The organism is Amygdalobacter nucleatus, from assembly GCF_029167365.1.
GTDB classification, from domain to species: domain Bacteria; phylum Bacillota; class Clostridia; order Saccharofermentanales; family Fastidiosipilaceae; genus Amygdalobacter; species Amygdalobacter nucleatus.
In genome coordinates, this window is the sequence record NZ_JARFNM010000001.1 from 761,623 (window position 1) to 775,982 (window position 14,360).

A 14,360-nucleotide genomic window follows, 5' to 3' on the forward strand; every position below is an offset into this window, starting at 1 on the left:
TTGTAATTTAACAGGTTATTTTTAACTGTTAATTTTATTCCTCAATTTGAGGAAAGAAAGGAATTTATATGAAAAAGATTCTCTCAACAATGCTTAGTGTTGTGTGTGCTTTCAGTTTAGTGGCTTGTTCAAATACCACTAAAAAAACATCTACCGATACTAGCAAGTCTTCAAAACAGGTTAGTACAGAAAGTAAAAAGGCTGCCAAGCAAGCTGATGGTGAACTGACTGAACTTTCCTTCTGGCATTCAATGGATGGAACTTATGCAGAAATTCTTAAGGCACAAGTTGAAGCATTTAATAATGGCATTGGTAAAGAAAAAAAAATACATGTAACGCCTGTTTTCCAAGAATGGCCAGGTACAAATGCATTGACATTGGCAATGACATCTGACGATATTGCCAATATGCCAGATGTAATTCAGTTATATGCTGAAAATGTTAGCTTAATCCGTAATTATAAACGTACAGTATGGGCAGAAGATATGTTTGCTAAGTATTCTGATCTTACTAAAAAAGAGGATCTCTTAAACAACACTGTTTCGTCCTATTCTATTAATGGCAAGATGATTGGTGTTCCTTACAATATTTCAGCTTTACTAATGTACTACAACCAAGATTTGTTAGATAAAGCTGGTATTAAAGAAGTACCTAAGAATTTAGCAGATTTGGCTAAAGCTATGACAGCTTTAAAAGAAAAAGCGGCTGTTAAACAGGCTTTGAATGTGCAAGTTAATCAGTTTGAGTTAGAAAACTGGATAGCAACTCAAGGTAAAGAAGGAACTTATTTTGGCGATAACGAAAGTGGTCATGCTGGATCTTTGAAAAAATTTGCAGCTGCTGAAAACGGTTCATTACAGGCTTTCTTAAAAGCATGGCAGGATGTTATAGCTACGGGTGCTTACAAACCACAAAATGAGAGTATTAAAGAAGAATTTGCTAATCAGGACAGTGCAATTGTTATCATGACAAGTTCTCGTATTCCAGCAATGAAAAAGTTGATTGGCGATAAATTTAAGTGGAATGTTGCTCCTATCCCAACTGTCAATACAGATGATAAGCAAGGTGCTTTCCCAAGTGGTGCTGGCCTCTATATTTTGAATCGTGACGATGAGAAGAAAGTAGAAGCAGCTTGGATTTTTAACCAATTTATGATTAGTAGTGAAGCTCAATCGATGTGGTTAGAAAAGACTGGGTATGTGCCAGTAAACCAAAAAGTTTTAGAGTCAGATGCATATAAGAAAGCTACTAGTGATAACCCGCAAGTTACAGTTGCTTTCAGCACATTAAAAGATTCTGGTAAAAATGTTGTTTCAGCTTTCGTACCTGCACAAGATGCTGTCAACAAGTTGATTAAGGAAACAATGTTGAAGTATGGTCAAGGTGAAATGAAGATGGAAGAAGCATTTGAAAAATTGAGTTCTGGTGTCCAAAAAGCTTTTGACGAGTATTATAAGCTTAATCCTGATGCTTAATTTTCAGTATAAATTTATTACATACGTCTATCGATAAATGTGCTAGAATGACAGAGCCCCTATGGCTTCTATAACTATAGGGGGCTTTCTGTGTATAGATGTAAGAGGTTTGTTGTGCAAAAAAGTAAACTAATTATTGATTGTGATCCCGGCTTAGATGACTTGTTAGCGTTAGTTGCTGCAGCCTATTTTTTACCTACTTCCGTGGAGGCAATTTGTAGTTCTTTTGGAAACTCTAATGTAGAACAAACCACAAAAAATGCTCTCGACTCTACTCATTTGTTACCGCAACTAGTTTGTGATGTTTATCAAGGGGCAAGTTGTGCTAATTTTTCAGGCCTAAATAAACAGTTAGAGTTACATTGGCCGACATATGGCGATGATGATGGTACATGCGGTGTTAATTTAAGGAGTTTGACTTCAGATAAAGCCTTTGACAGCTTCAAGATGAATATTTCTGAATTGTACGCCAAACTTATAGAAAGTCCTATGAAGCATAAATTGCTAGCTATTGCGCCATTAACAGATATAGCTAACTTGTGTCGAAAAGTTGATCAATCTAAATTTGAATTATATACATTAGGCAGTTACTTTAATCTTTGTTCAGTTGAAGAAGCTAGATTAAGTTACAATATTAAGCTTGATCCAGACGCAGCAAAGACTGTTTTTTCTAGTTTTAACGATATTACAATAACTGGCCTAGATATTTATGGAAACTGGTCTGAAAGTACCTTCAGCGATTTGTTTGATTATTGTATGAATTTAAATACTATTTCAGCAAAGCTTCTATTAATGGCTGTTTCGGCTTATAGGCAGCATAAAATGGATGCTTCTGCGTTGTTGGTGGATAGCTTACCTGTTTTTGCTGTTGCGCATCCAGAGATTTTTACTTGGTCATATGGTACAATCATTGTTCAAGCCGAGAATTATCCAAATGCTAGCTTTTTGAAATTTATACCTGATCAGAGTGTTGTTTGTGATAAGCAATTAAATTATCAACATACAGTCAGAGTAGCGACCAAGTTGAACATAGAAATGTTCATTGATTACTGGCTAAAAATAGTCCGTCACATTTAATTCTTGAATATAGCCTATAATATGGTCGTTACAATGCAGTGGATAAATTCTGTTCAGGCAAGTCAAGAGTGCTTGAGAACAGAGTAGAGGGAGAATCAAATCAACTGTTAATAGGCAGACATGCTGCTAATAGCTTAAGTTAGACATAATATACAAGGAGTTTGAGGGGCGAGAATTAGCCTTTAAGAAATAAGAGTGGATCTGAAAAAAGTAAAGTGGATAGCCACAGATATTGACGGGACGTTGAAACCATATACAGCTGAGTACCATGAAGAAGAAAGAGATAGATTAGTTAAACTTATAAAAAACAAGTCCATACTCAGCATTATTTCAGGTAGACCTATAAGTGGAGCTTTGCATTACGCTCAGATTTATGGACTTAGCGAAACGCCGATTGTCGCTTGTAATGGCGCTTTGCTTTACCATCAAGGCAATATCGTTAAGAAACATGCCATGTCAGGCCTTAAACCAATTTATAGCTATATCAAAGAAGCTGACAGCTTGGGCATTACTACACTTGTCACTTTTGAGCGTACAGAATATTGCTATAAGGAAACTAGTTGGGTGCGCAAAAATCGCAAGGCCAATGATCCTTTTCCAGCCTTAGAAGATGCTTTATTTACTGATGCTGTCACGCAAACTGGCATATACAAGTTATCTCTGCTGTGCGAATCATCGCCAAAAACAGATAAGTTTTTGTTGGACTTACAAAAAAATTTAAGTAGTAACTATGAAGTTGTCATATATAGTAAGTATGGTTGTGAGATTACGGCTAAAGGCGTGAATAAGGCGCTTGGCTTACAAGAACTAGCTAATTATCTGGCCTTACCGATCGATGCAATTGCTGCAATTGGCGACAATGAAAATGATATTGATATGGTGAAACTAGCCGGCGTTGGGGTGGCAGTGGCCAATGCCAAAGCGTCTGTCAAACAGGTAGCTAATTATATTTGCAATCATGAAGCGACAGCTGGCGTTGAGGAGTTTGTGGAACAAGTTATTGCGCGTAATAATTAGGCACGCTTAATAAATAGGAATGCTTAATAAGTGAAGATTCATATAATTAAGAATGCTTAATAAGTGACAATGCTTAATAAGTAGGAATGCTTAATTATGCTCTTTTACGTAAAAGTTATGAATTAGGACTTAAAATGGCTGGTGAGCAATATTAAGCAGAGTTGAAGTTGATTATTAAGGCGACAGAGATGTCGCTTTTTTAGTAGAAAATTGGACTTGCTTTCCAGCTTGAAATCCAAACATCTCTCTTGAAATCTAAACATACTCTTTTATAGCAGGATATTATAGCAAAAATTCCCATTGCCTAGATGAGCGGAGAATCCTGTGAACCAAAACAATATGCTCATTTTCGTTGATGATATAGAAAATAAGATAGTTTTTGTAGCAAGTTGTGCGATAACCTTGGCTAGCTAGATAGCTGTCAGAGACTAATTGAAAGCCTTCAGGCATAAAGGCTAATTGCGCTATAGATCCTTCCATTCCGTTAATAAATTTTTTGATAGTGATAGGGGCGGTTAAGTCCCTTTGCATATAGCGAATGATGTTTAGAAGATCAACTTGCGCAGATTCAGTTACTTCAATCTCATAATCATGCTCGGGATACGCACAATCATGCATAGGGTGCTTATAATCATGCTCGGGATACGCACAATCATGCGTAGGATCATAATCACGTGTGTGATCATAATCATGCATAGGGTGCTTATAATCATGCTCGGAATACACACAATCATGTGTTGAGTGCTCGTAATTATGCATGGGATAGCTCTTTTCGTAAGTCATTCATCACGTCTTCGAGTGGCCTTGTGTGCTTGGACTTAACGGCAATTTCACTAGTTTTCAATAAAGAATAAAGCTCTTGTTTACCTAGTAATTGTTCGTAAGCTTTGATGCTCATTATTGCTAGATCCCCTCTGCCATTCTTGGTGATGAAAACGGGTTCATCGGTTTTATTACAAAAGCTAGAAATAGCATTATAGTTATTTCTTAAATCAGTACTGGAATGTATCTTTGGCATATCACTATTATTCTCCTAAAGAAATAATAGCTTTATTTCTTTAGATAAGCAAAGGGAGAAACTATTGCAGCAAAGCAACATTGATATAATTTTATTTTGCCTATAATGAGTGCATAATTATATATAGACAGCAAGATATAGAACAGAGAGGGGACTTATATGTATTTCAAATATCAACGTAAATTAGCTTTACTACTTTGCCTGACTCTGAGCATGCTAAATTTAGCAGCTTGCCAAAAGTCGGGAGCCAAAATAACTAATTTTACGAACGAACGAATTTATCAAATAATGACTGACCGCTTCTACGATGGTGATGCCACGAACAATGCCAAAGGCGAAGCATTTCGTTACCAAGAAGAAACAGCCGATGACTTTAAGTATATGCATGGTGGCGACTGGCAGGGCATCATTGAGAAAATCCCTTACATAAAAGGCATGGGCTATACCGCTATTTGGATTTCGCCAATCATGGACGTGCAACTATGGAGCCCACCAGATGCTAAAGGTCAGCAATATCCAACAGCCTACCACGCTTATCATACTTATGATCCTAAACGAGCTAATCGCTATTTTGGCGCAGAAGATCCAGAGAAGAGTAAAGCTAAGCTTAAGGAGTTAGTGACAGAATGTCACAAACAGGGCTTGAAAGTCATTTTTGATATTGTGCCTAACCATATGGGTGACTACATCAAAGGCGTGGGAAAGGACGCACATTACGTCAAAGAACAGCCAAACATGAAAGAGGGAACGCAATTACAGCCAGTTGCGCCGTTTAATCAGGTCGATTGGTATCATAATTTGGGCCCAATTGATTGGTCCAAGGAACGTCCACACAATGAAAGCAGCAACAAAATGCTAGAAAGCCATGACCTTTGGGAGTTAGATGACTTGAATTACGACAAAGCTGAAGTTAAACAAGCGATGTTTGATGCCTTCAAATATTGGTTCGATTACACAGGCGCAGATGCAGCCCGCGTGGATGCCGTTAAATGTATGCGCCCGAGTGATTTGCACGACTTAGAAAAATACATTGCCGTACCAACTTTTGGTGAAAACTTTGACACTAGTCCGAAATTTATCGCTGAATGGATAGGTGATAAGGGCATGACGGGCATGCTGGATTTCCCCTTGTTTGAAGCAATCGTCAAATGCTTTGCTAAAGGGCAACATTTCAGTATTATTCGAGAAGTATTCGACCGTGACCATAATTATGGAGATAATCTGCTTAATATGGTGACATTCATCGATAACCACGACCGAAATCGCTTCTTAACCGAAGCTAAAGGCGACAAAGCACGTTTGCAGGCAGCGTTGACTTTCATCTTTGCTGCTAGAGGCGTACCGTGTGTATTTCAAGGCACGGAGCAAAATCGTGGCAATGCCGATAACGGCCTCATGAACTCAGGTATGCCAGATGTCTTTAATCGTTGGTGTATGGTTACCAAAGATAAAGCTGGCAAAGTTTTGCATGACTATTTCAAGACAGATACTGATACTTACAAGTTGATTGCCAAACTAAATCAACTAAGGACTGACCTAAAAGCATTAAGTGCTGGTAAACAAGTTGAGCTTTTAGCTGATACGCATACATATGCTTTGAGCAGGCAGACAAATGAGGCCAAAGATGAAGTTTTAGCAACTTTTAACAATGGCGAAGAAGCTGAAACAATTAAGCTTCAACTTAAAGACAAGAGCCAATTAAAAGCTGGCCAAAAATTAGTTAATGCGCTTGATAATAGCCAGACAGTTACAGTTGATGACAATGGTGAATTAGAATTAGAGCTTAAAGCTAAGAGTGCGCAAATTTGGCGCCTAGCCTGAAATAGGTCCTAATTAGCCTGATATTAGCGTGAGATTGGCCTAAATCTGTCTGAGCTTAGCTTGAACTAGCTTGAATTTAGCTTAAAGTCAGCCTGAATTAGCCCGAATTAGCTCTAAGTTGGACCAAATTTAGCCTGAATGAGTCCTAAGATGGCCCGAATAGAGCCTAAGTCAGCCTGAAATTGGACCTAAATTAGCACCAACTTAGCCTGGACTTAGCGTAAATTAGCTTGTATTATGCTATCATAACGAAAATGCCTAAAAGGCAGGTACGAAAACTCAAATACCTAAAAGGCAGGTACGAAATATGGCTAAAACACTAAAAATTATGCTTACAACCTTGCTTTCTAGTTTGCTTTTGGTAGCGTGCCAGAAAGCACCTATCACGAGTCCTACTAGCACTATCACAAGTATTACTCCAAGTGCGCCAGAAACTTCTAGCACTATGCTTCAAGAAAAAACACATACAGACTCAGGCTTTAGTAAGCTTATACCTTACAATGCTGAAGTAGATAAATTTACACAATTTTTATTGAAGGTCAACGAGCAAACAGCCAAGAATATTTTTGTTTACCAAGGTGAAGCGAAATTAAAAGTTGACTTCGTAGTTATGAAAGGCACTAAAGACAAATGGAAAGAAGTATCTGGTAGAGAGGGGATTGAGCTTTCCCAAAATGGCATGATTTTTGTTGATTTTAGGCATTTATCAGCCTCTCAATTTTCCTTGACTTTTGCTGAGTTTGCTAACAAGAAAGAGGCTGACTTTAGTAAATTTGTGCAAAAATTTGAAATTAAAAATGTTAAATGCATGATAACTGATGATTGGAGTGAGTCAGAAAGAAATGACCTTTCTGACAGCAAAATTTTGCGTAGTATTTCGATAGATACGCATAAAGGTAGTGCTGAGACTGATTATCGCTTAGCGTCAGAAATTTTCAAAAAGGCGCCTAACGCTGACATAGAATATGTTTTTATGTTGCGTACACATGCTTGATCTGTATTAAAATACTAGAGGAGGTTCGAATATGGATAGTATATTTAACCGTGTAAGTGTTCGTAAATATCAGGACAAGTTAGTAGAGCCAGAAAAAGTAGAGCAAATACTGAGAGCTGGCATGCAAGCTCCTTCAGCTTACAATTTACAGCCCTGGGAGTTCTTCGTCATCGAAAATGCTGACATTAAGGCAAAATTAGCAGTGTCAAACAATGTTTTGCAAGCTGCTAAAAATTCACCTCTGTTGATTTTGACAGCCTATCGTGAGGCCACAAAAGTGCCAGAGTACAATCAAATCAGTTTAAGTGCTTGTATGGAGAATATGTGGTTAGAAGCAACGAGCTTAGGCTTGGGAGCTGTTTGGCTAGGAATTGCACCCTTTACTGAACATATGCAGAAAGTAGATGAGATTGTCAATCTACCAGCTGGCTTAAAGTCATTTGCTTTGTTGTCAGTCGGTTATCCATTGCGTGACAAAAAAGTAAGTGATCGTTTTGATCAGACTAGAATTCACTATGTGAAGTAAGAGAGACTAACTATGAAAAGTTAAGCAGAAAAAGAGGGAATTTATATGTATCAAGCTAAAGATTTGGCTCAATTTATCGATCATACCTTGTTAAAGCCAGACGCTGTCAGCAGTGAAATTGTGAAAATTTGCGCCGAAGCTAAGGAATATCATTTTAAGAGTGTTTGTGTTAATCCTTGCTATACCAAATTGGTAGCTAAAGAATTAGCTGGCACAGAGGTTAATACCTGTTGTGTGATTTCGTTCCCATTTGGCTCTGAACCTAGTTCCGTTAAAGCTGAAGCTGCTAAGCAAGCCAAATTAGATGGCGCTGATGAAATTGATATGGTCATAAACGTGGGTAAAGTCAAAGAGCATGACTATGCTTATGTTGAAGCAGATATAGCTAGTGTGGTAGAAGCTGCGAAAGACGCCAAAATCAAAGTTATATTGGAAACTTGTTATTTAACAGATGAGGAGATTGTCGAAGCTTGTAAGGCAGCCAAGGCTGCTAAAGCAGCATTCGTTAAAACGTCCACTGGTTATGGCAAAGGCGGCGCAACAGTCGAGGCTGTTAAGTTGATGCGTGAAACAGTTGGACCCGATATGGGCGTTAAAGCTAGCGGTGGTATCAGAAGTTACGAGCAAGCTGTTAAGATGATTGAGGCGGGTGCTAATCGGATCGGCGCAAGTAGCGGGATTAAGATTGTAAGCGGCAATTAGTTTGTGCGTGGTAATTGGTTTGGCTGTTTCGAGGCTTGGTAGTAATTTAGCTGTGCTAAGAAATAGCAATTTTGGAGTGAATAGTTGATGGAAATTTGGCAGGCAATTTTAGCCAATCGGCTTTTATGTGCAGCGTTTATCGCTTGGTTTGTCGCGCAAGTTTTGAAGTTGTTGATCGAGGCTTGGCGCAGCAAAAAGTTAGAACTAAATTTGTTGTGGTCAAGTGGTGGTATGCCAAGTTCCCACTCGTCTACTGTTTGTGCTTTGGCAACAGGTAGTGCCATGCTTTATGGCCTAAGTTCATTTGAGTTTGCTATGAGCGCTATTTTCGCCATGGTTGTCATGTATGACGCTTCTGGTGTTAGGCGTGAAACTGGTAAGCAATCTAAGCTTTTGAATTTGATTTTGGAAAGTGATATTTCAGAATGGGCTAGCTTAGAAACGTTTGATGAAAATCTCAAAGAGCTTGTCGGGCATACACCTTTGCAAGTGACATCTGGTGCTATCCTAGGATTTTTAATTGCCTGGTATTATGTGTGTTAAGTTTGGTTTACATATCGCTGATTGGGCCTATGTTACAGTTGTAATACAGGCCTAAAATCTACATTACGTTCTTTTTTTCAGTGGAGTATATTTGGTGTGTAAAAATAACTTTTGAGGATAAGCTACATGGAAGAACTAAATTTGACTAAGCATATATTATATATATAGCGGCCTAAAACGCTGTTTAGTCAGTTTAGATTTAGACAAGTCAACACAGTTCTAAAGACTGTGTGGCTTGTCTTTTTTTGTGGCTTTTTAAAGTTAAGGAGGTTTATATGAAGAAGTTAGTAAGTTTATTGTTGGCTAGCTGTGTTGGCTTAAGCATGGCGACTAGTGTTGTTAAGGCTGAGGAAGCGGAAAATTATTGGTGTGCAACGGAAAAATACAGTTTACCTGTTAGTATGAGTAGTATAACTTACATGGAAAATGTGGATTCGCTTTTTGGTACAAGTTATCCTAAATATTTGCTCAACCAAATGAAAGTGCTGTTACGGGCAAGATTGGGTTAGGCTCTTTTCCGTATACTTCTGGAATTTACACAGGTACAGAAGCGAATAAATCTTTTGATACGTTGAGAAATATTGTTGATGATGATGATGGCATAAATTACGTTGATATGATTGGAAAGGGTCAGGATTCGCCGTCAGATGCCAATACAGAAGATCAAAATTGGACAAATGAGAAGAAATGGCATGATCCGTTTAATTGGGCCAAAGATAGTTTGCCTGTTTTCTTTAATGATGGTAGTCAATTACAAATTTTAGGTGATATAAAATCAGAAAATAGTAAAGATAGCACTAAAGTAGATGAATTTCAAAAGGGCCAAAAGATTGCATTAAACTTTAGTGTTAATGTAAGTCCTTTAAATATCTGGAAAAAAGCTTATTTATGGAATATGATAAACGGACAAAGCAAGGGCACAGCTTGGCGTGAAATTGGCTTGAATGGTACAAGGCCGACGGATTGGGAAATAGTTTATACGCTTAAGTTGCCAGAAGGAATTAAATTGGCTAGTGATGCGACTTACACTATTTCTGGTTTAACTGAAAATAGCTATACGCTTACCAAAGAGGAGAAAGATTATTATGCAAGACTTGCAAATTTGGGTGATGTTACGCTAAATATCAATGGCTTTACGATTGAGAGTTCCGTCAAGAAAAATACAAATTTACAAATTATTGGTACAGTTGCTGGTATGCATGATGAGGTTATTGCTAATAGTCAAGGAACTGTAGGAGATTTAGGTGGTCGTTCGCTTAATTATTTCGCCGCCAAACAATCCCCAGCTGGCTTAGACAGCGCAGCACAAGAAAAGCCCAACTTGATTTCTTATACTTTCAAAGTGAAAGATGAACCATCCAATGATAAAATCGTTACTTTCATAAACGACGGTAAATTCTATGATCTTGTTCTGGTACGAGCAGATACAGCAATTAAAGATAATTATTCCGCCGTCATGCCAGCTGATGCATCAAAAGAGGGTTATATCTTTAAGGAGTGGAACACCAAGGAAGATGGTACAGGCACAGCCTTTACCAACGAAACAGTCGTGCATACAGATATGACAGTCTATGCAATCTATACTAAGAAGCCAGACATGGTAATTCCGTATGTACCTAGCGATCCTGTCAAACCAGCTACAGTTGAAACTGTAGTAGAACCTAAGGTAGGCAAAGTTGCTAAAACAGGTGAAACAGCCATTAGCTTAACAGGCTTCGGCTTAGTATTGAGCTTAGTAGCTGTTCTAACTAAGAAGAAACAAAATGATGATTAGAGCTAAAGCTTAAATCTAAACTCTACGTTAGCCAGTAGTCAGTCGACTGCTGGCTTTTTCAATCTCTAAACAGCTATGGCCAAATAGTTTATAATATACAGGAAGGGAGAATTGTTGTGCGCATATTAGGAATTGATCCAGGCTACGCTATCTGTGGATATGCTGTTTTAGATTATGATGATACGCACGCAAGCTTTGAAGTCGTAGACTTTGGCACCTTTCAAAGCCCTTGTGGCATGAGCTTTCCTGACAGATTACTGATTATTTATCAGGGACTTAGCCGCATTATTCGCTTGTATCAGCCGCATGTGATGGCAATTGAGGAACTCTTTTTTAGTCGAAATACAACCACAGCCATTGCAACTGGTCAAGCAAGAGGCGTCCTCATTTTGGCCGCTGCCCAAGTTAAATTACCAATTTACGAATACAAACCTGTACAAGTCAAAAAAGCTGTCACAGGTTATGGGCGAGCTGAGAAGAAACAGGTACAGTTGATGGTGCAGAATATTTTGCATCTAGCTGAATTACCTAAGCCAGATGATGCTGCAGATGCTTTGGCATTAGCTATCTGCCAAGCTTATACTGGCCCACGTCCAGACTACAAACTAAAAGGCGCTTACAATTACGATTATTCATTGTTTGAAACAAATGGCTTAGACTAATTAATAGATAGGAACGTTATATGTACGCATACATTAGAGGCACAATCACAGAACTTTATACAGATGAATTGGTACTAGAAACTAATACTGGTGTGGCATACAGCCTATTAATTGGACCTAAGGCTCTGAGCAAACTGGCTAAAAAGTATCAAGTAGGCGAAGAAGCTGAAGAAGCAAAAGAAGTTAAAGAAGCTGATGTAACTTGTCTTATTGGGCAGCAAGAACGCTTTTACACATCTTTTATTGTTAGAGAAGATGCGCAGCTACTTTATGCCTTTTTGAACCGCCAAGATAAACTACTCTTTGAGTTGTTGCTTACTGTCCCTAGAATTGGCGCGAAGTTAGCCCAAGCAATTGTCGATAGCCTATCGCCAGCTGAGTTAATCGCAGCTGTTTTACAAGAAAATACTATACCTTTGGTTGCAGTAAAGGGCCTTGGCAAAAAAGTGGCAGAGCGAGTTTTACTTGAGCTCAAAGGCAAATTCAGCAAATTGCAATTATTAGTTGGCGCTGATTTAACAGCTGAGATAGCCAAACAGGCTAAGGCGAAAGATACAGAAACAGCAAGCAATTTAGATTTGCCAGGTAATTTAGCTTTGCGTGCCAAGGACAAAAAGCCTGAACAACAGATGTATGAGGACTTGTTGTCAGCCCTTATGGTCTTAAATTTTTCTTTGCATGAAAGCAAACAAATGCTAAAATTAACGTTTGACCCGAGTTTAACCGTCGAAGAAAATTTGAAGTTGGCTTTACAGAGCCGCTAATTATTTAGTTTAAAAGTGAGGAGGCAATGATTACTTATGGCTAAAAATCCAGAAATTGAGGGCAATTATGATTTACCAGATGCTTTGCCTGATTTAATTCAATCAAGCTATTTGAAACAGTCTAAACGTGAATCTAAACAGCTTAAACAGCCTAAGCAAGCTGTGCCTGAATTGATAGAAACTAATTATAAGATAGAGGAGACAAGCCAATTTAGCGCTGATGATGAAAGTCAGCTTGTAAGTCGCTGCAAGCAATACACTGACAAAGATGAAAATCAACTCAGACCACTTACCTGGGAAGCTTATTGTGGTCAGAATAAGTTGAAAGAGAAATTGCAAATTTACATTCAAGCTGCTAAGGAACGGCACGAGTGCTTGGACCATGTCTTGTTATATGGCCCACCAGGCTTAGGCAAGACGACTTTAGCAGGTATTATTGCGCACGAGATGCAAGCTAATTTGCGAATTACAAGTGGTCCTGCTTTGGAGAAAGCGGGCGATTTAGCAGCCTTACTCACTTCATTAAAAGAGGGAGATATTCTCTTTATCGATGAAATTCACCGCTTAAGTAGGCAGGTGGAAGAGGTTTTGTATCCAGCTATTGAAGACTTTTCTTTGGATGTGATTATCGGAAAAGGCCCAGGCGCGCGCTCTATTCGACTGGATTTGCCCAAATTCACCTTGATTGGCGCAACAACTAGAGCTGGTTTACTATCTTCACCGTTAAGAGATAGGTTTGGTGTTATAGAGCAATTGCAGCTTTATAATGAGGCTGATTTGGCGCAAATTATTGAGCGAGCATGTCGAATTTTGCATTTGGAAATTAATGAGGCAGGCCAGCATGATATAGCTAGACGCTCTAGGGGAACACCACGTATTGCCTTAAGACTTTTGAGACGTGTACGTGACTTTGCCCAGATTAAGGGTAATGGTCTAATCACAGCTGAAATAGCTGACTATGCGCTTGATAAACTTGAGATTGACAAATTAGGCTTAGATGCCAGCGATCGCAAACTGTTGAATGTACTTGCAACGAACTATGACGGTGGCCCTTGTGGCTTAGAGACATTGGCAGCTGCTTTGAATGAAGATGCTAGCACGCTTGAAGATGTGAATGAGCCTTACCTTATGCAAATTGGCTTCTTAGCCAAAACTGCTCGTGGCCGTGTCCTAACGACAGGCGCTTGGCAATATTTGCGTCTCACACCTGGAACGAACAAGACAGATACTAATAGTAGGGCCACAATTAAACAATTAGATTGGTTGGAAATAGAAAAAGATGCCTAAACAGTTGAATGATGTTTATCGTGAATTTCAGCTTGATTTAGCTGCACTTAAAGAAAAGGTTGGGGCGAGAAAGCCTAGAATTTTATTGCACGTTTGTTGTGCGCCATGTGGTGAATATCCATATAAGCAGCTTTTGGAGGAAGGCCTTGATGTCAAAGTCTTGTTCTACAATCCTAATATCCACCCAATTGAGGAATGGAAGTTGCGTAAGCATAATGTCGAAATTTTTAGCCACCTACACCATGCAGATTGCTCGTATGACGACACTTATTTGGAATCTAATTGGCGTAACATTAATAGCAAGTTCCAAGAGGACCATTGCCGCATGTGCTATCAGATGCGCCTTGATTTTGCTGCTAAGGCTGCGTATGAATTTAATTGTGATACATTTACAACTTCTTTGTTCGTCAGCCCCTGGCAACGCCATGAAATGCTCAAAATTAGCGCGCGTGTGTCTGGCAAGAAGCTGAAAATGCCTTTTTACTATGAGGATTTTAGAGTCGGTTATCGCTTAGGCCAAAATATGGCTAGGGAAGATGGCCTTTATCGGCAGCGCTATTGTGGCTGCATTTTTTCACTAGGTGAAAGTAAGTACAGCGACAAGATTATTAAAGACCATATTAACAGCATCACAGCAGCCGACATTCCACGCCGCTACTTGCGTGAGACAGGTGAATTAGTGCCAATTCGTTAAAAGTCT

The 14,360-nt window shown here is 38.9% G+C and carries 16 protein-coding genes; 14 read left to right on the plus strand and 2 right to left on the minus strand.

Features of this window, described 5'->3' with window-relative positions:
• Nucleotides 1-68: 68 nt before the first annotated feature.
• From PYS62_RS03425 to PYS62_RS03435, 3 genes are all read left to right on the plus strand, one after another.
• Nucleotides 69-1,475 carry an extracellular solute-binding protein gene (locus PYS62_RS03425; RefSeq protein ID WP_066714461.1) on the plus strand — a complete coding sequence of 469 codons (1,407 nt, stop codon included), beginning with the start codon at nt 69-71 and terminating at the stop codon, nt 1,473-1,475.
• Between the two features lie 114 nt (nt 1,476-1,589).
• Nucleotides 1,590-2,552 carry a nucleoside hydrolase gene (locus PYS62_RS03430; RefSeq protein ID WP_066714459.1) on the plus strand — a complete coding sequence of 321 codons (963 nt, stop codon included), beginning with the start codon at nt 1,590-1,592 and terminating at the stop codon, nt 2,550-2,552.
• Nucleotides 2,553-2,747: 195 nt separating this feature from the next.
• Nucleotides 2,748-3,569 (plus strand): Cof-type HAD-IIB family hydrolase, encoded by an 822-nt coding sequence (locus tag PYS62_RS03435; protein WP_066714457.1) that lies wholly within the window; start codon nt 2,748-2,750, stop codon nt 3,567-3,569.
• 282 nt (nt 3,570-3,851) lie between these two features.
• On the opposite strand, the gene PYS62_RS03440 is transcribed toward PYS62_RS03435, so the two are convergent.
• Both PYS62_RS03440 and PYS62_RS03445 read right to left on the minus strand, forming a co-directional pair.
• A complete protein-coding gene (locus PYS62_RS03440) occupies nt 3,852-4,352 on the minus strand; it encodes a type II toxin-antitoxin system RelE/ParE family toxin (RefSeq protein WP_315574149.1) in 501 nt (166 codons plus the stop codon).
• Entirely contained in the window at nt 4,321-4,587 is a 267-nt protein-coding gene (locus tag PYS62_RS03445) for a type II toxin-antitoxin system Phd/YefM family antitoxin (protein ID WP_066714453.1), read from the minus strand. Before PYS62_RS03445 ends, PYS62_RS03440 begins: the two co-directional genes overlap by 32 nt.
• A gap of 159 nt (nt 4,588-4,746) precedes the next feature.
• Between PYS62_RS03445 and PYS62_RS03450 the strand changes: the two genes are divergently transcribed.
• The 11 genes from PYS62_RS03450 (at nt 4,747) to PYS62_RS03500 (ending at nt 14,354) form a co-directional block, all read left to right on the plus strand.
• A complete protein-coding gene (locus tag PYS62_RS03450) occupies nt 4,747-6,408 on the plus strand; it encodes an alpha-amylase family glycosyl hydrolase (protein ID WP_066714451.1) in 1,662 nt (553 codons plus the stop codon).
• 307 nt (nt 6,409-6,715) lie between these two features.
• Nucleotides 6,716-7,402, plus strand: coding sequence for a hypothetical protein (locus PYS62_RS03455; RefSeq protein WP_066714449.1), 687 nt, complete (start codon nt 6,716-6,718; stop codon nt 7,400-7,402).
• 31 nt (nt 7,403-7,433) lie between these two features.
• The gene (locus PYS62_RS03460; protein WP_066714447.1) at nt 7,434-7,928 is read left to right on the plus strand and encodes a nitroreductase family protein; all 495 of its coding nucleotides are present in this window, start codon (nt 7,434-7,436) and stop codon (nt 7,926-7,928) included.
• A gap of 45 nt (nt 7,929-7,973) precedes the next feature.
• Entirely contained in the window at nt 7,974-8,630 is a 657-nt protein-coding gene (gene deoC, locus PYS62_RS03465; RefSeq protein ID WP_066714445.1) for a deoxyribose-phosphate aldolase, read from the plus strand.
• Between the two features lie 87 nt (nt 8,631-8,717).
• On the plus strand, nt 8,718-9,173 hold the full coding sequence (locus PYS62_RS03470; protein WP_066714443.1) for a divergent PAP2 family protein: 456 nt from the start codon (nt 8,718-8,720) through the stop codon (nt 9,171-9,173).
• Between the two features lie 275 nt (nt 9,174-9,448).
• On the plus strand, nt 9,449-9,682 hold the full coding sequence (locus PYS62_RS03475; protein ID WP_066714442.1) for a hypothetical protein: 234 nt from the start codon (nt 9,449-9,451) through the stop codon (nt 9,680-9,682).
• A gap of 62 nt (nt 9,683-9,744) precedes the next feature.
• On the plus strand, nt 9,745-10,947 hold the full coding sequence (locus PYS62_RS03480) for an InlB B-repeat-containing protein (RefSeq protein WP_066714440.1): 1,203 nt from the start codon (nt 9,745-9,747) through the stop codon (nt 10,945-10,947).
• Between the two features lie 116 nt (nt 10,948-11,063).
• Nucleotides 11,064-11,609 (plus strand): crossover junction endodeoxyribonuclease RuvC, encoded by a 546-nt coding sequence (ruvC, locus tag PYS62_RS03485; protein ID WP_066714438.1) that lies wholly within the window; start codon nt 11,064-11,066, stop codon nt 11,607-11,609.
• A gap of 20 nt (nt 11,610-11,629) precedes the next feature.
• Nucleotides 11,630-12,373 (plus strand): Holliday junction branch migration protein RuvA, encoded by a 744-nt coding sequence (gene ruvA / locus PYS62_RS03490; protein WP_066714436.1) that lies wholly within the window; start codon nt 11,630-11,632, stop codon nt 12,371-12,373.
• A 36-nt stretch (nt 12,374-12,409) separates the two neighbouring features.
• On the plus strand, nt 12,410-13,660 hold the full coding sequence (gene ruvB / locus PYS62_RS03495) for a Holliday junction branch migration DNA helicase RuvB (RefSeq protein WP_082714351.1): 1,251 nt from the start codon (nt 12,410-12,412) through the stop codon (nt 13,658-13,660).
• On the plus strand, nt 13,653-14,354 hold the full coding sequence (locus PYS62_RS03500) for an epoxyqueuosine reductase QueH (protein ID WP_066714434.1): 702 nt from the start codon (nt 13,653-13,655) through the stop codon (nt 14,352-14,354). The genes ruvB and PYS62_RS03500 overlap by 8 nt, the downstream gene beginning before the upstream one ends.
• Nucleotides 14,355-14,360 lie beyond the last annotated feature (6 nt).

Bases quoted from the DNA above. Each gene is read 5' to 3' on its own strand.
- PYS62_RS03425 (WP_066714461.1), top strand. From the start codon at position 69: ATGAAAAAGATTCTCTCAACAATGCTTAGTGTTGTGTGTGCTTTCAGT.
- PYS62_RS03440 (WP_315574149.1), bottom strand. From the start codon at position 4,352: ATGACTTACGAAAAGAGCTATCCCATGCATAATTACGAGCACTCAACA.
- PYS62_RS03445 (WP_066714453.1), bottom strand. From the start codon at position 4,587: ATGCCAAAGATACATTCCAGTACTGATTTAAGAAATAACTATAATGCT.
- PYS62_RS03450 (WP_066714451.1), top strand. From the start codon at position 4,747: ATGTATTTCAAATATCAACGTAAATTAGCTTTACTACTTTGCCTGACT.
- PYS62_RS03455 (WP_066714449.1), top strand. From the start codon at position 6,716: ATGGCTAAAACACTAAAAATTATGCTTACAACCTTGCTTTCTAGTTTG.
- PYS62_RS03460 (WP_066714447.1), top strand. From the start codon at position 7,434: ATGGATAGTATATTTAACCGTGTAAGTGTTCGTAAATATCAGGACAAG.
- deoC (WP_066714445.1), top strand. From the start codon at position 7,974: ATGTATCAAGCTAAAGATTTGGCTCAATTTATCGATCATACCTTGTTA.
- PYS62_RS03470 (WP_066714443.1), top strand. From the start codon at position 8,718: ATGGAAATTTGGCAGGCAATTTTAGCCAATCGGCTTTTATGTGCAGCG.
- PYS62_RS03475 (WP_066714442.1), top strand. From the start codon at position 9,449: ATGAAGAAGTTAGTAAGTTTATTGTTGGCTAGCTGTGTTGGCTTAAGC.
- ruvA (WP_066714436.1), top strand. From the start codon at position 11,630: ATGTACGCATACATTAGAGGCACAATCACAGAACTTTATACAGATGAA.
- ruvB (WP_082714351.1), top strand. From the start codon at position 12,410: ATGGCTAAAAATCCAGAAATTGAGGGCAATTATGATTTACCAGATGCT.
- PYS62_RS03500 (WP_066714434.1), top strand. From the start codon at position 13,653: ATGCCTAAACAGTTGAATGATGTTTATCGTGAATTTCAGCTTGATTTA.